Origin of the sequence: Zestosphaera sp. (assembly GCA_038727705.1) — an archaeon.
GTDB lineage: Archaea > Thermoproteota > Thermoprotei_A > Sulfolobales > NBVN01 > Zestomicrobium.
The window spans coordinates 186,811-203,697 of record JAVYVJ010000001.1 but is presented as its reverse complement, the minus strand read 5'-3'; the positions used below and the strand labels follow the sequence as shown (position 1 = coordinate 203,697).

Annotated in this window: 12 protein-coding genes; 10 read left to right on the top strand and 2 right to left on the bottom strand. The window is 55.8% G+C overall.

Annotated elements, in window-relative coordinates; genetic code table 11:
* The first annotated feature begins 11 nt into the window (after positions 1–11).
* The 7 genes from QW772_01050 (at position 12) to QW772_01020 (ending at position 8,676) form a co-directional block, all read left to right on the top strand.
* Positions 12–701, top strand: a complete 690-nt coding sequence (locus QW772_01050) for an ABC transporter ATP-binding protein (protein ID MEM0037512.1) — start codon at positions 12–14, stop codon at positions 699–701.
* A complete protein-coding gene (locus tag QW772_01045; GenBank protein MEM0037511.1) occupies positions 698–4,102 on the top strand; it encodes a hypothetical protein in 3,405 nt (1,134 codons plus the stop codon). Before QW772_01050 ends, QW772_01045 begins: the two co-directional genes overlap by 4 nt.
* Entirely contained in the window at positions 4,099–5,376 is a 1,278-nt protein-coding gene (locus QW772_01040; GenBank protein MEM0037510.1) for an ABC transporter permease, read from the top strand. The genes QW772_01045 and QW772_01040 overlap by 4 nt, the downstream gene beginning before the upstream one ends.
* Before the next feature lie 168 nt (positions 5,377–5,544).
* Positions 5,545–5,763 carry a zinc finger domain-containing protein gene (locus QW772_01035; GenBank protein MEM0037509.1) on the top strand — a complete coding sequence of 73 codons (219 nt, stop codon included), beginning with the start codon at positions 5,545–5,547 and terminating at the stop codon, positions 5,761–5,763.
* A 13-nt stretch (positions 5,764–5,776) separates the two neighbouring features.
* Entirely contained in the window at positions 5,777–6,055 is a 279-nt protein-coding gene (locus QW772_01030; GenBank protein ID MEM0037508.1) for an elongation factor 1-beta, read from the top strand.
* 87 nt (positions 6,056–6,142) lie between these two features.
* A complete protein-coding gene (locus tag QW772_01025; protein MEM0037507.1) occupies positions 6,143–8,332 on the top strand; it encodes a CDC48 family AAA ATPase in 2,190 nt (729 codons plus the stop codon).
* A 77-nt stretch (positions 8,333–8,409) separates the two neighbouring features.
* Entirely contained in the window at positions 8,410–8,676 is a 267-nt protein-coding gene (locus tag QW772_01020; GenBank protein MEM0037506.1) for a hypothetical protein, read from the top strand.
* Here the strand turns inward: QW772_01020 and QW772_01015 are convergent.
* On the bottom strand, positions 8,673–9,530 hold the full coding sequence (locus tag QW772_01015) for a TatD family hydrolase (protein MEM0037505.1): 858 nt from the start codon (positions 9,528–9,530) through the stop codon (positions 8,673–8,675). The two genes, QW772_01020 and QW772_01015, sit on opposite strands and share 4 nt — an antisense overlap.
* A 136-nt stretch (positions 9,531–9,666) precedes the next feature.
* On the opposite strand from QW772_01015, the gene QW772_01010 reads away from it, so the two are divergent.
* On the top strand, positions 9,667–10,086 hold the full coding sequence (locus QW772_01010; protein ID MEM0037504.1) for a hypothetical protein: 420 nt from the start codon (positions 9,667–9,669) through the stop codon (positions 10,084–10,086).
* Positions 10,087–10,145: 59 nt separating this feature from the next.
* On the opposite strand, the gene QW772_01005 is transcribed toward QW772_01010, so the two are convergent.
* Positions 10,146–13,268 carry a carboxypeptidase-like regulatory domain-containing protein gene (locus QW772_01005; protein ID MEM0037503.1) on the bottom strand — a complete coding sequence of 1,041 codons (3,123 nt, stop codon included), beginning with the start codon at positions 13,266–13,268 and terminating at the stop codon, positions 10,146–10,148.
* A 69-nt stretch (positions 13,269–13,337) separates the two neighbouring features.
* Here QW772_01005 and QW772_01000 point away from each other — a divergent pair, with 69 nt between their 5' ends.
* Both QW772_01000 and QW772_00995 read left to right on the top strand, forming a co-directional pair.
* Entirely contained in the window at positions 13,338–14,966 is a 1,629-nt protein-coding gene (locus QW772_01000; protein ID MEM0037502.1) for a type II/IV secretion system ATPase subunit, read from the top strand.
* The gene (locus QW772_00995) at positions 14,950–16,797 is read left to right on the top strand and encodes a type II secretion system F family protein (protein MEM0037501.1); all 1,848 of its coding nucleotides are present in this window, start codon (positions 14,950–14,952) and stop codon (positions 16,795–16,797) included. Before QW772_01000 ends, QW772_00995 begins: the two co-directional genes overlap by 17 nt.
* The last annotated feature ends 90 nt before the right edge of the window (positions 16,798–16,887 follow it).

Genomic DNA, 16,887 nt, shown 5'->3' with positions numbered 1-16,887 from the left:
AGGGATGGTGTATGGATCGCAACGTCCTAATAGAGCTTGTTAACGTGTGGAAGGTGTACCGTGTTGGCCGGGTCGATTATCCTGCGTTGAGGGGGGTGTCGCTAAGCATCAAGAAGGGCGAGTTCTTAAGCATTATGGGACCTTCAGGCTCCGGGAAATCCACCCTCCTAAACATCATGGGGGCTCTAGACAAACCAACAGAAGGTGAGGTCGTCTTCGAGGAGCTTGCGATGACAAAGCTCTCTGAGGACAGGCTGGCAGAACTCAGGAGCAAGAGGATAGGTTTCGTCTTCCAAACGTTCAACCTGCTCAGCCACCTGACGGTGATTGAGAACGTCGAGCTCCCTATGATAGTTCTCGGAACCCCCTCTAAGAAGCGCAGAGAGAGGGCGGTCGAGGTACTGAGTAAGTTCCTGCCTTCGTCAGCATTTAACAAGAAGCCGCTCGAACTCAGCGGGGGAGAACAGCAGAGGGTGGCCATTGCGAGGGCTCTGGTCAACGATCCCGACGTAATACTCGCTGACGAGCCCACGGGAAACCTGGATTCAGCGAACGCACACATGATCACGGAGATTCTCAGGGGGCTCAGTAACGAGGGAAAGACGGTAGTTATGGTGACCCACAACACTGAGTTGACGAAGTACTCCGATCGAGTGGTGAAGTTGCGGGACGGCAGGGTTGTTGAGGTGGTTGGGGAGTGAGGTACGCAGTTACTAAGGGGGAATTTCTTAGGGTTCAGTTACTGATTGCTTTGATGATTCCCGCGTTTCTGACACCACTTATGGCAGTGACGGCTACGGCAGCCGGCACGCAGTTCAGCCTGGTCGGGGCCTCATGGGGGAGTCCGGCAACCCCTGCTTGCGTATGTCCAGGATCAAACGCTCAACTACTCACGGTGAGAGTGATGTATACAGGCGTTGAGACCTTGCCGGGGGTTAAAGCGGTGCTTTACCTACCGTGGGGGTTCAGAGATACGTTGACCAAGACACAAGTAGCTGAGGTCGAGTACACTCAGCCGCTGGCAAGTAAAGACATCATCAGCTTGGCGTTCCGAGTTGATGTGGAGGGCTGGGTGAGTGCGGGGGAGTACCCAGCTACGTTGGCCATATACGACAGCACCTCCGGAGCCCAACTCGACGAGCTCGGTCTCACACTGACGCTCTCAAATGCAGCAAACATAACCGTCGTCGGCGACCGTATAACACTACACCCAGGATTCACCAGCGCCAGCATCACGCTGAAGAACATCGGTCGGGGCGGTGCGCACGGCGTGACCGTCAGCATTACCTCCTCTCAGCAGGTGGTGATACTCACCCAAAACATCGGTGTCGGCGATCTCATGCCCGGTGACTACGTGAACCTCGAAATCCAGCTCTACGTGCCATCAACGCTGACCAACAGCCTCGTACCGCTAACCCTGAACGTGAATTACGTCGACGAGTGCGGGCTCAGCGTGGCTCGCACGTTAGTGATCAACTCGTTAGTGGTTGAGCGACTTGATATATCAAGACCTATCTTAACAGCCTTGAACACCACTTTAGAGGCGGGCATTCCAAGGACTGTAGTTATATCGGTGCTCAACAACGGGACGGCGACTATTAAAGGGTTAAGGGCGACTTTCACCATACCGTCGCAACTAGTCCTGCTCAACGGCTCATCGCAATGGCTAGTCGACGTGCTAGAACCTGGGGCGATGGCGAGCACGCGCATGACGCTCACCCCTATAGGGGTCTCAGGGGAGAGGACCCTAATTCAGATCCCGGTAACCCTGAACTATGTGGATCAATACGGAGTGAGCAGGAGTGACTCCACGTCAATTATCTTGACGGTGATTCAACCACAAATAGCCTTGACTGTGGATGTGAGGCCGCAGGAACTCACGGCGGGGAAGGTTAATGAAGTCACGCTTTCAGTGAGCAATACAGGAACAACGCCCGTCTACGGCGTAAGCCTGACCTTAGTCGTGCCGCAATCACTGGTTCTAAGGGACTCACTCAGCAAGTGGAGCCTCGGCGACCTGGGGGCAGGTGAAGTGAAGAGACTGAAGCTTTACTTTGCTGTGCCACTCTCGGCGAGCGGGGATGTGCAGGCGAGTGTGACGCTCAATTACGTAGACCCCTCAGGGGTTACTAGGGCGGAATCCAGGAACCTACTCCTGACGGTCGTGACGTGCGGTGAACCCCTACTGATCTCACTGAATCCTCAGGAACTAAGGTATGGAAGCAACCTCCTGAACGTAACCCTCACCAACAATTGTTCTGAAGTCCTTCGGGATGTCACGGTAGTGATCACGCAAACCCAGCTGGTCTTCAGGAACCTCTACGGGGCCTGGCGCGTAGGGGATTTAAGCCCTAGGGAATCCAGGACATTGACCCTAGAGGTTTTCGTCCCGTCGACCGTTGGAAACGTCATTCAGATAACCGTGGCCGCATCCTACAAGGATGTTGCAGGGGCGACACAGTCCGAAAGCAGGTCCTACGGAGTGAGCGTGAAACCTGGACTCACCCTCCTTAAGGTGACTGTGACCCCTGACTCACTGAGGGCTGGCAGGAGTGGCATCACGATACGCATTAGCAACGAGGGAGAGAACCCCGTCTACAACGTGCTTGCCACGCTAACACTGCAGGGTGCTACATTCAGTCAGTTCGACGGGAGCTGGTATGTCGGCGACCTGATGCCCGGCGATTCAAGAGACCTCGACGTGACTCTAGTGGTAGGTCAGACAACTACAGCAGTGCAGATTGTGGCAAGCCTGAGCTACGTAGATAGTGGAGGCGTCACCAGGGTCGAGAGCAAGACAGCGCTGCTGGCAGTCACACCTAACAACGCGCCGAACTTCAAGGTAATGGTTGAGCCCTACACTATAGCCGGCGGCAGGAACTCCACCATGAGCCTGACGGTAACCAACACGGCTGACATAAGGTTCAAGGAAGTGCTGGTGACTGTGGCGACGGGCGGCCTCTCTCTGGTGGGTTTCGACGGTAGGTGGTATGTCGGCACGCTAGAGCCGGGCGAATCCAGAACACTGCGATTCACGGCCTACGCAGGGTATGTGGAAGCAAGGCAGAGCGCGAGCATGTCGATCACGATAACGTCCTACAGCCCGGACTTAAGGTCCGCCGTCACCGAGAGCTACACACTACCGCTTGCCATAATCCCCGACCCCCTTAGGGGGTTAAACATCACGGCGTCATCGACCACAGTCACGGCCGGACGCGTCAATAACGTCACCCTCCTCATCACCAACCCAAACAGATTCGGCGTCAACTCAATCACCTTGAGCGTGACGCCGCCGAGCGGGAGCGGTGCCATGCTGATGGCCTCTGACACGTATTACGTGGAGTCTATAGGTCCTGGATCCACAGCAACCCTCACATTACCTTTGTACGTGCCCTCCACATCGCCCACAACGTTGTCGATAGCTGTGAGTGCGAGCTACTTCGACGGAACCATGATACGTTCCACCTCAAAGAGCCTGAGCTTCATTGTCGCGCTACCGCCATCACTCAGGATGACCAGCTACGCAGTCCTGCCGCAGACGATCACCCCAGGGCAGACCTTCTCTATCTCGATGTCCTTATCCAATACAGGGCTTGGAACAGCCTACAACGTCACGGCCAGGGTGCTGTGGAACCCGTTCCTGACGCCGTTGCTCGGTTCTGAGATGTTCGTCGGCGACATGTCTAAGGGGGCCTCAACCACGATCACCTTCAGCTTTAGGACCTCGAGCGAGCTGGCGGCAGTGCTGAACGCCACGACCGCAAGACCCGCCAACCTCACCGGGGCAGGATTTCCACTCACGGGAACTGCAACGCGTACACCACGCACAACCACCCACGTTGCCGGAGCCGCTGGATGGCAGGCCATATACGGTAACGCATCCTCTTTAAGAGTCGTAATCACGATATCCTACGCTGACAACGTTGGCAAGCCCTACGAACTCACCATAACCATACCCCTCACCGTGGGGAGCAGCAACACCGCCACACAGACCTCACCAGCCACTACTGCCTACTGGACGCCGACCACGGCGGTGCTGATCGCAGTGCCGGCCGCTGTGGTGGCCGCACTATATGCGCTACGCAGGTTGAGGAGGAAATGAGGCTGCAGGACATACTCTTCCTCGCCTTCAAGGCCCTGTGGACCCGTAAGGTCAGGGCAACCCTGCTCATACTGAGCGTCACCGTCGGCGTCGCAACTATAGTGACGCTCACGTCGCAGACGGAAGGCATTGGGATGAACGTGATCACGATGCTCCAGAAGCTTGGTCCCGACACGATAATTGTTAGCGCCTTCAACAGGAGGATAACGGACTCTGACGTCGCGATCATATCCATGGTGGAGGGGGTTAAGGAGGTCATACCCCTCATAAGGGTCGCTGGGACCGTTAACCTGGGCGGGGGGTCTGTCGAGACCGTGGTCTACGGGGTTAGCTCCTACGGATTGAAGGAATTGCTCGGGGACGTGAAGCTCGTTGAGGGCTCGCATTATCAAGACGCTGCAACGCCCCTAGCCCTCGTAGGGAATCAGATAGCCCTCTCAAACACCACTAGTCAGTTGCTAGTCCTTCCAGGTCAGGTGGTGATGCTCAGCCTCCGAGGAGGCGCGGTCGCGCCAGGAGGGGGTGGTCAGACGACCTCCTCAACCACGATTCCCTTAGTCGTGTCGGGCGTGCTAGCTCAGTACGGCTCGATGCTCTTCATATCGCCCGACACCGGCATATTCATGCCGATCCAAGCGCTACAGCGAGCCCTGAACAGGGGATGGTATGACCTGTTAATAGTTAAGGCGGTCGACTCAAGCCGTGTAGACGTGGTGGTGGAGGGGTTGAGGAGCATCTACGGAAACTCGATATCCGTGACCTCGCCAAGTCAGGTCACTCAGACAATGCAGGGGGTGATCACGCAGCTGACGTTACTTCTCGGGGGGATCGCCGCCATATCGCTTGCTACAGCAGCGCTGGGGATACTCAACATGATGCTCGTAACCATTACTGAGAGAACTAGGGAGATAGGCACCATGAAGGCGCTGGGATTCAAAAACAGACATATATTAGCTCAGATAGTCACTGAGGGCTGCCTAATAGGGGTGTTGGGAGGGATTGCGGGAATAGCCACGGGCGCGGTCGTCTCACACATAATACCGGGTCTCCTAACGGGGGGCATGATGAGGCAGTCCGGTGCCTCAGCCCCCGTAGCCTCTAGAGGCGTTACCAGTCAGATAGCGGGGTTAAGCATGACCTACACGCCTTACGTGAACCCCTACATAGTAGTCGCTTCATTCACCTTGGCAGTGGCGGTTAGCGCGGTCTCAAGCGTTTACCCGGCGTGGAGAGCCGCCAAGATGGATCCCGTCAAGGCGTTGAGGCATGAGTAGGAAGTCCTTGAAATTGCTGAACTAGAGTTGATGATTGCCTGCACTGAGATCGCCCGCATGCTGGAGCCTCCAAACGAGACCCACTATCCGACAGCGAGTGTGAGGGGGTGCTGGGTTGCCACATGCAATATTTTTAAGCTTTCTGGCACTTGTTTTTGGGCGAGATGTATGGCGCAGGCGAGCGAGTTTAAGGGCAGGGGGGCAGTGATTGTAGAGGCGGCAACCCCTCCGATATGCGGTAGTTGCGGCAAGCTGATATCCCCGCATGAGAAGGCCGTGAGGTTCATGTGCCCTAACTGCGGTGTGGTGGTTATTTGGAGGTGCAGTAAGTGCAGGGATCTCTCGAACCCGTATAAGTGCCCTAACTGCGGGTTCGAGGGTCCTTGAGGAGGTGGTGGCCTTGGGTAAGGTCGTGGTCTCACTTCGTGTGAATCCGGACAGCGATGAGGTGGATCTCGACTCCCTAATCAACGGCATTAAGGCTAAGCTACCCCAGTACTACGACATCCTCAGGCATGAGAAGGAGTACGTGGCCTTCGGGCTCTATGCGCTGAGGCTGTACATAGCGATGCCGGAGGACTTCGAGGGCGGGACGGACGAGCTTGAGAGGACCCTCACTGAAGTGAGCGGGGTAGCGTCCGTGGACATAGACTTCGTGACGAGGACTGACGCCCTCTGACAGCCGTGGCCCCGCTAAACCCCACCCGACCGTGGGATGCGTGTACAATATAAGCGTCTAAAGACAATACTCTTCTGAGGGTGGGTAGTGTTCAACAGGAGTAAGGAGTACGTCCTGAGGGTTGCTGAGGCAGGTAAGAACGACGCGTTCAGGGGTAAGGTCCGGATCCCTGAGAGGATCCTCAACGCCATAGGTGCTGAGGAAGGGGACGCTGTCGAGATAGTGGGCAGGAAGAACACGGTAGCTATAGTGTGGCCAGCACTGCCTGAGGACGATGATAAGGACTTGATAAGGATGGATGGCGTGCTAAGGAAGAATGCCGGCGTCAGCATAGGGGACAGGGTGCTCGTGAGGCGCATCGAGGTCAAGCAGGCCCTCACTGTCAAGCTGGCGCTCACGGACGCCTCAAGCCAGGTGAGCGGCGGGGAGTCAGCGCTCAGGATAATTAAGAGGAGGTTGCTGAACTACGCGGTTGTGGAGGAGGATGTAGTTCCGTTCCAGCTTCTGGGTTCGGTCATGTTCCTGAAGGTGGTCTCGACAAGACCTGCGGGGCCGGTGGTAATAGGGGAGCAGACCAGGCTAATTCTGGTCAACAAGCCCGCGCAGACCCTCAGGATGATGAGGGTGACTTACGAGGACGTCGGCGGCATGAAGGATGTGGTTGAGAGGGTTAGGGAGCTTGTTGAGTTACCCCTCAAGCATCCGGAACTCTTCAGGAAGCTCGGCATAGAACCCCCTAAGGGAGTCCTTCTTTATGGTCCTCCTGGTTGTGGTAAGACCCTCCTAGCTAAGGCCGTGGCAACCGAGGCTGATGCCTACTTCATAGCGATTAACGGTCCTGAGATTATGAGTAAGTATTATGGTGAGTCTGAGCAGAGGTTGAGGGAGATTTTCGAGGAGGCCAGGAAGAACGCGCCAGCAATAATATTCATAGACGAAATAGACTCAATAGCACCAAAAAGAGAAGAAGTAATAGGAGAAGTAGAAAAAAGAGTAGTAGCACAACTACTAACACTAATGGACGGGCTTGAGGGCAGGGGGGACGTCATAGTTATAGGGGCTACGAACAGGATAGACGCAGTCGACCCAGCCCTGAGAAGGCCGGGAAGATTCGACAGGGAAATAGAGATACCGATGCCCAACAAGCAGGGGAGGTTCGAGATACTCCAAATACACACTAGGAACGTGCCTCTAGCGGAGGACGTCAACCTGGCGAAGCTGGCTGAAGTGACGCATGGCTTCACGGGAGCTGATCTAGCGGCTTTGGTTAAGGAGGCGGCCCTCAACGCGATAAAGAGGGCTCTCAACGGCCTGAACCTAGACGATGACCTGCCGCCTGACATATACAGCGGCTTGGCCGTGAGCATGAACGACCTGATGAACGCCCTCAAAGCAGTCCACCCAAGCGGGCTCAGAGAACTCTTCGTCGAGGTCCCTGAGGTCAGGTGGTCCGACATAGGTGGTCTGGAGGACGTGAAGCAGGAGCTGAGGGAGGTCATTGAGTGGCCTCTCAAGAACCCGGAGTCTTACGAGAGGTTGGGCGTTGAGTCCCCTAGGGGTATTCTTCTTTATGGTCCTCCTGGTTGTGGTAAGACCCTCCTAGCTAAGGCCGTGGCGACGGAATCAGGAGCAAACTTCATAGCAATAAAAGGACCAGAAATACTAAGCAAATGGGTAGGAGAATCAGAAAAAGCAATAAGAGAAATATTCAGAAGAGCAAGACAAGTAGCACCAGCAATAATATTCTTCGACGAAATAGACTCAATAGCCCCCCTGAGGGGGGTCTCCGGGGACTCGTACGTGAGTGAGAGGGTTGTGAGCCAGCTACTGACGGAGATGGACTCGATAGAGAAGCTTGGGAACGTCGTCGTGATAGCGGCGACCAACAGGCCGGACTTAGTGGATCCCGCTTTACTCAGGCCGGGTAGGCTGGAGAAGCTCATCTACGTACCGCAGCCGGACTTAAGGGCGCGGCTGGACATACTCAGCGTCCTCACCAGGAAGAGCCCGCTAGCCCCCGACGTGAGTCTGGAGGAGCTTGCCAGGAGGACGGAGGGCTATTCGGGGGCCGACCTGACCGCTTTAGTAAGGGAAGCTGCCTTCAGCGCTCTGCGGAGGAGCCCCGACGCGTCGCACATAAGCCGGGAGGACTTCGAGCGCGCGTTGCGCAAGATACCGCCGTCGCTGACTCAGGACATAATTAAGTTCTATGAGGTTTGGTCCTCCAGAACCAAGCAGAGGTTGCCTCACGTGCTGACACACCCCTACCAGATATGAGATTCGAACCGGACAGCATAAAGCTTAAAACCTCCCAGCCCCAATTATGTAGGCAATCTTAAGCGGTGGCAGTAGAGTTGAGCGCTACTAAAACAACAGTCAACGTAGCTTTTAAACTGCTTGAAGTCATGGTGAAGAATGGGTGTGTGGTTAGGGAGGACCAGCTGTACACCGAGCTACGCAGCGAGTTCAGCATGTCGTACAGCGAGTTCGTCAGGATCTTAATGCTTCTGGAGATGCGGGGGCTCATCAGAGTCACTACGGCTAGGGGCAGCGTCAAGAACGTGTTGCTCAGCGACGTCGGCAGGGAGCAGTTAGGCGTTAAAGACAAATGCATTGATTAGGTCTCAGGCTTTACTCCGTAAAGCTCCCTCACGTTGTCAACTAGGCACTTCCTAAGCGCTTCCTCATGCCCGCCCTCCTTGGCAAGGAGCTTGCCGACCTCCCCAGCCAGATCCCACGGGTACATCACGACCCCCGGCCTCCTGGGATCGTCTATGAAGTCGCTCTCGACCAGAACTCTCGAAGGGTTTAACTCCAGAATGTTGAGCAGGAGGTCCTCACGGCCGAGGACTGTCGAGTGATAGCCCAGATTCTCAGCAGCCCTGACGACGGCCAGGCTTGCATGGTGGAAGACGACCCTGCACTTAGAAGCCCCAGCAGACTTCACGAGAGCGTCGACGGACGCGACCGTCGCCGAGCCGCCCTGCTCCGTGTGTAGATGGAGCACCGAGTCCGTGTCGCTGCATACCTCAAGAACCTCCCTCAGCACCACATCATTAACTACTACGGACTCAGGCAACGTCTTGTAGTGAGGACGCCCGAACTCCCCGAACCCCTCTATGAGGCCCTCCAACCTCAACCTCCTAAGGCTCTCCAAAGCCCTCCTAACCATGCTGAGAACCTCGTCAACCCTGTTGACGCCCACAGCCCTGACAAGCTCGTCCACGTAAGCCGGGTGGACGCCCGCCAGGCAGGCCACGCTAAGGCCCTCGGACCTGGCCTTCAGGCATTCGCGTGCATGAATATCGAAGGATTTAAGAAGCCCATTAAGATCTCCTCTGAGGCCGTAATTCGTTGGCGGCAGTGAGACCAGAGCTATGAACCAGCCGCCCGCCTCCCTGAACTTCCTGCCCACAAGCGAACCACCCAATCCTGCGGGTGATACATGTGCGTGAGCGTCAGACACGGGGAACATGCGGACCACCACACCACTGATAGCTATGTGGGAGTCCTAATTAACGGTTGCGTGTAATGAGACAGCAATGCGTAGGTCTTAACGAGTATTGAAAATATAAATATCATTTGATTGAGTTATATGTTGGTGGGTCTAAATGAGTTCCGTAGTGAGGGAATTCAACAGCATAGCGGAGTTTGTGAAGAGTATAGACGATGACTTAAACGATTACAGGAAGAAGCTCGCCGAGCTCCTCCGCAGGCTGGAGGAGCTTAGAGTCAAGGTCGAGCAGGAGAGGAAGATTAAGACCGTGCTTACGAAGCTCGGCGTCTCAGCGGAGGCGGTGGAGTCCCGGAACGTGGTCGAGTTCAAGAACATCAGACTCATCATGAATCCAACGTCGGATCAGGAGTTGAACAATCTGGAGAGCGTCGTTGAATCGATTAACAACAAGATAACTCTGCTGGCCTCCATAAAGAAGGATCTAGAGATATTGGGAGGGCTTGACGTGGAGATCAAGCTGACGGCCATATACATAGACGGCCTGCCGAAGACCCTTATAATCAAGTACGTGTGAGAGTGGCGGGAAGCTGGTAGTCGTGCCCCATCCAGAGGTTTTGAGGGTAACTCAGAACATCAGAACAGGGACTCCTCCCTGTACAGCCTTCGGTATATTATGGATCTGAGTCTCAGGACACCGTACACGGCCACCACAGCCACCACCACTACGGCCGCTATCGGCAGGTATCTGAAGAAGAGGGTTATCGGCTGAGGACTCATGTACACGGTTACCACGGTGTTTTTATCTAGGCTCACAGTCTTAACCTCATCGTAGTAGCCCGGTGCGGTGATCTCAAGCCTCATGGTACCGTAGAATAGACTGATCTCAACGTAGCCCTCCTCAGCGGTGTTTAGCACTGTGACTAGAGCGCCCGTGTCCACGCTGAAGACCTTTATCGTAGCGCCTTTGATCGGCGTATCGCCCTCCATAACGTTGACTCTGAGCGTGTAGTACCTCCTCGCAAGAGGTGCTGTAAGGGATGTGTGGTTAGTTAGTTTGATTGTGAGCGCCTGCGAGGGGCTGTAGACCTTCTCATATTCGCTGGTCGGCCTCACCTGCACTACGTACGTTCCGTAGGGAAGGCTCATGGTGGCATTCCGGGTCACGCCGGTTAGGCGTCTTGTGTTGTTCACGTAGACGTCGAATGTTCCGGTGAGCATGTTTATCGTGGCGTCCCTCAAACTCAAGTACAGCGTGTAGAGGTTCCTAGGCAACCTCACGATCCTCGCAGTGTCCGCGGAGAGGGTTATGTTGAACGTCGACCTTGAGTAGATGGCCTCATAACCTGATGCCGGCCCGACATTCACGAGGTAGCTACCGTAAGGCAGTGTGAAGAAAGTCCTCGGCGTTGCAGCGTCGACAGTTCCAGTAACGCCGGCCACCTCGATCTGAACCGGGGCTATCAGCTTGGTCGTGACCTCGTCCTCAACCCTGACTTCAAGCAGATACATTCTTCTGTTAAGCGTCACGTTCAGCAACACATCCTGCGAGACGAGGAGGGTGGTTACGTACTGCTCGTAAACCCTCTCATACCCTGGGGCCGGGGCTATCCTGAGTTCGTGCGTCCCGTAGAGGAGGGTGACCTCGGCAAGCCTGCTGGTGCTCGACGGTATTAAGACCCTGCCGTCCGCCATCACAGTGTACGGAGCTATCAGCCCACCTGTGATCGGGTCGCTGACGTTCAAACCGACTTTATATTCCTTATAGGTCAAGCGTATCTCTAGTTGCACGTCCCCGAAGTAGCTGACTTCAATGTAGGTGGAGTTGGGGTTCACGTACGGTCTGCTGTGATTAACCAACACCTCATACCTAACGCCGGGCAGTATGTTGTCGAACACTACAGTGCCGTCGGCGCCCGGAGTCCTAACTAGGACGCCGCCCGGGTACTTGAACGTAACTCTTGCCTCACTCGCGGACTCATTACCGGGCGGGATCACCCTGATCACCGCCCTGCCCGCGGTGAGGCTGGAGACTAGGAGGGGCTCCTTGTCAACCAGCATGTAGATGTTCCTCAACACGAGGAGTTTGTTACCGCTACACACCACGCCGGCGGTGAAGTCGCCCGTAAGGTCGGAGTCTACGTAACCCCCCTCAAGCCCCGCGAAGTTCAGCGTCAAGTCCCGCCTGAAGATAGGCACCACGTAAGGCTCCACCCTGATCACCTGGAGCCCTGAGCGAGAGGCTGCGAATATTGCTGGGTTGCCATCACCTAGGAATAGGCCCACCTTCTCCACAGGACTTCCATACACGTAGGTGTATTCGAGCGCATAATGCTCCGGCACCCCGGAGATCAGCCTGTAGGCCTTAACCCTGCCGTCGCTGAGAGACAGCACCAGGAGACTGCCGTCCTTCAGAGTCATGCTAAACGGAATTCCCGCATTCCCTATGTACTCCGTAGTTAGTGAGACCCTCCTGAGCGTCAAGTCAACCCTGCTTACGTTCACGTAGCCGGCTTCAGGGTCGTAGTGCGTGATCACGTACCTCGAGTCCTCAACACCCTTGAGGAAGGACACGTAGGAGCCGGTGGGAGGCACCTTGAAGTTCACGTACCCAACCCTCTTAAACCCGTGCGGCGCGTCCGAAACGTCAAGAACCTCCAGGTTCGCCAGAAGGAACTCGGGAGTCCTGTAGAGGGCCGATGCCGGGGTTGTCAGCGGTTTACTGGGTAGGGTTATAGGCGGGAGGCCTACCGTGCTCACATACCCGGGCACCTTCGAGGTATTGTAGGTGAGTGTGTATGGTTTGAAGTAGATGTCCTGCACGGTTATGTTGACCATCATACCCCTCGGCACAGGTATACCCACCCTCCCATCCTGGCCTGCGTTGAAGCCGTAGGCATACCTGAGCCCGGTCTTAACGTCGTACGCAACCACGTTAACCAGAGCTCCTGAGGCGGGTGTGGACACACCCTCCACTACCTGCGTCACGTTAACTACCAGCACGATGAAGTTGGACGTTGCCCAGACGACCATGAGCTTCGACGCGTCGTAGTAGTATGAGCTACCTGTGAACACTGTTAGCGGGACGATGTCCTGCGGCATTATGCCTGGGTAGGAGGGGGTTGCGTTCCCAGGGTAACCCCCTATCTTCAGCACGTTCGGAATTCCCTCGCTGAATACGTAGACGTAGCAGGAGGAGCACAGCCCGCTCACAGGGCCTCCCTCACTAACTAGTACCGCGATCCTGTAGCCCCCGTCCGCAGTCCTCAGGACCCCTGCCTTCCTGACGTAGTAGTCAGCGCCTAGGACGGATTCAAGGGTCTTGTAGATTCTCCCGCCACTTATCTTGAAGAGCAGCACCTCACCCATGTCAGTACCTATGGCGACTCTCGCGGCAGGCCATCCGTCGGTGGTGAATGACGTGACCCTCCCGACCAGCGGGTAGAGCTGAAGGATTTTAGGCGTTTCGTACGGGTTGCTGACGTCGAGCACCGCCACGTAGTCCCTGGATCCATCGGTAGCCACGCTCATGACCGCTGTCCTGTTAAGCATCAACAGCTTGACTATGCTTAAGTTGCCCGGGATTTGAGGCGTGAGCGTGTACGCGTAGGGAATGTTAAGCTCGAGCGTCTGCGCGTTGACCGACATGTGCGGAGTAGCTAGGAGTGAGAGAACGAGGAGTGAGAAAGTCAAGGCGGTGGTGATGGTTGCCGCCCTCTCCCTCTCAGAAGTTGAACTGAGCGAGTACATGCTAAGCATACACCTAAAAATATATTATGTTCGTTAACATTTATATGTTTAAAGCGGTAATTCAATATAGGTGAGTGGTTGAGTTCATCTTCGAAACCCAAGCCCACGTCAGGCTTGTTAGGAAGGCTAGGCAGGAAGAAGAGGGAGGAGGTCGTTGTAGCGTCTCCTACCGCGCAGTTCAGCGAAGCCGCTAAGGTACTCTCTTACGAACTCTTAAGCATTAAGAAGGGGTACAGGATCCTCGAGACCTACCCAATACTCGAGCCGTTCGCCTCAATAAACATAGTTGAGGAGGAGGCGAACGGCAGGCTGTTCTACGAGGTCTACGAGATCTCGCTGACCCCTGAGGAGAGGGACATCTACAAGCAGATCTACGAGCACATGATGTGGGAGATGAAACCCGTGGCCAGCCTATCAGGGGACGCGATAAACGAGATAAGGATCACCGCCAGGAGGATCATGGACCTCTTCCAGATAAGATTCCCCAGAACACCCTCCCTCTCATGGAGTAAGATCAACTACTACATAGAGAGGGACTTCCTCGGGTACGGGATGCTCGACCCGATCTTCAGGGACAGGTACGTGGAGGACATATCGTGCAACGGCCCGGGGAAGTCCGTGTACGTGTGGCACAGGAAGTATGAGTCACTGCCGACCAACGTCATCTTCAGGAACGAGATAGAGCTTGACGAGTACGTCCTCAAGCTCGCCCACATGGCCGGCAAGCACATATCGGTCGCGTACCCTGTTCTCGACGCAATACTGCCGGGCGGGCACCGGGTGGCCGCGACCTTCAGCAAGGAGGTCTCGACCTCCGGATCCTCCTTCACGATAAGGAAGTTCAGCGAGTCACCCATAACGATAGCCGACATGATCAACTTCGGCACCATATCCTCCGATATAGCCGCATACTTCTGGCTCGCCATGGACTACAAGCTGACCACCCTAGTGCTCGGCGTTACTGGAGCTGGGAAGACAAGCACACTTAACGCAATGGCGACCCTCCTCCGACCCACCTACAAGGTGGTCACGATAGAGGACACGCCGGAGCTCAAGCTACCTCTGGAGAACTGGGTTCAGCTGGTCTCAAGGCCCTCATACCTCGGGGGCGCCGGCGAGGTGTCACTCTACCAGCTCGTGAGGGTGTCCCTCAGGTACAGGCCGGACGTGATAATAGTGGGTGAGGTCAGGGGTGATGAGGCGTACGTGCTCTTCCAGAGCATAGCCACAGGGCACTCAGGCATCACGACACTTCACGCCGAGAGCATAGACGCGGCGGTGAAGAGGCTCACGTCACCCCCTATGAACATACCTCCGTCCTACATACCCCTCGTGAACATAGCCCTCCTGATTAGGAGGGTGACGCTGGTCGACGAGAGGGGTAAGCCGAGGCCCGCCAGGAAGATAACGAACGTGTGGGAGGTGAGGGGTGTCGGGGAGTACGATGAGATCGCCAAGTGGGACCCCGCCAAGAATAGGTTCAGCATAAGCCTGGAGAACAGCGCAGTCCTCAGGAGGGTGTCGGAGTTGACGGGTAAGACCAGGGATGAGTTGTTGGAGGAGCTCATCAGGAGGAAGATGCTGCTAGAGTGGCTGGTGGCGACCCGCAAGACCGCCTACAGGGACGTGGCTACCTGGATTCAGAGGTACTACCTAGACCCAGTAAGGACTTTGCGCGAGGGCCCCCTCTATGGCTCCACGACGTAACAGGAGCAAAGGCAAGGACCGTGGGGAGGGAGGTAAGGACGTAGGCAAGGAGCTGAAGGCGATCACCAAGCCCTGGCGTAGGACCCCCACGTTCGACGACCTCTTCACGGCGGCATCGCTGACGGTGTTCGAGTCCTGGGGGGCCAGGCTGGCCAGGAGTTTCGAACTGGATAAGTCCATACTTAAGGCGGGCATGACGGTCCACCCGACCATATACGCGTCGAAGACCCTCATGCTGACGTTTACGGCGGCTTTGATAGTGGGGCTCGCCGCGTCAACGGCCTTAATACTCGTGCCCATGCCGTTCATCGCTAAGGTGGTTGTGGGGCTTGTCACGGTCATACTGCCTATAATGGTCTTCGCCGTTAGGCTCATCCAGCCGTCGCTGGCCGCCTCTGAGAGGAAGGCGAGCGTTGAGAACGAACTACCCTTCTTCATGGCCTACGCGTCCACGATGGTTAAGGGCGGGGTTAGTCTGGAGAGGATAATAGAGAGGGTTGCGAACCTTAAGGTCTTCAAGGCCATGAAGGAGGAGTGCATGAGGGTGATCACCTACATCAAGCTGTTCGGCTACGACCCGGTCACGGCCCTCGAGAGGGTTGCCCTGCTACACCCCAGCTCCAGGTTCAGGGACCTGATGCTCGGCTACACGACCACGCTGAGGAGCGGGGGTGACGTAACGCACTACATGGAGATAAGGACTCAGGAGCTGTTCGAGCACAGGATGAGTGAGGTCAGGTCGATGACCGAGAGGCTTGCCTCATTCCTCGAGCTCTACATAGTGTTAGGGGTCATAATGTCCGTAACGATATTCGTGTTCTTCTCCGTCTCGGGAACCCTCTCAGCAGTCACCGCCGGCAGAACTACGGGGGCGGTAGTCGTCGACGTGACCATGCCCTCACTCTACAACTTCATAGTCCTGCCGACGCTCGGGTTAATGGTCCTCCTAATGATACACGTCTCACAACCCAGAACCCCTGTGAAGATCATGGAGCCCTACATAACGCTGACGGTCTTAATACCCATATCGATAGTGATGTTCTTCGTGTCCCTCTTCATAACGGGGGGCATGAACGTCCTGAAGGGCTTCATAGGGACTAGGGAGGTGGTCTCGCTCGTGGTCTCCCTGACCATAGCCCTCCTGCTCCTCACGATACCGCCGTGGCTGGTTCACAGGAACGTGATGAAGGGCCACAAAGGGCTCGTGAGGTCCACCGCCGACTACCTGAGGGAGTTGAGCGAGATAAGGAAGACAGGGCTGTCCCCCGAGAAGTGCATCGTGCAGCTCTCCACCAAAGACTTCAGGAACCTCATCCCCCTCGTGAGTAAGGCCGGCGCGGCGCTCACCCTAGGCCTAAGCCTCGAGGAGGCTCTGAGGAGGGTTCTGAAGACCATCAGGGAGTGGTTCGTCATAGCGATCTTCAGATTCCTTACGGACTCGATAGTAGTTGGGGGCGGAGCGCCTGAGATCATAGACGCCCTAGCAAGGTTCACCCAAACGCTCAGCGAGCTGGAGGAGGAGCTCAGGAGGAGGCTCAAGGCGTACGTGATACTCCCGTACTTCGGCGCCGTCATGCTGGCATCATCGCCGATAATAATAGTCAACATGCTAATAACGGCGGCGGGTGTCAACCCTGAGGCGATAGCGCCGCTCATAGGCATACTCAGCATCGGCTCGCTCCTCAACTCATTCATAATGGGGCTAGTAGCCGGCAAGTCAAGCGAGATGAGCGTCGCGGCGGGATTCAAACACGCAGCACTGATGACGGCAGTAACGACAGCCACGGTGCTTGGGACGCTGGCCTACATAAGCGGCACACTACCAATCTAGGAAAACAATACAACTAAATCACCAGAGCTAAAGCAGACTGCAAACATCAGCAACACCATGTACATAAATAACAAGCCGAAAAATACTAAA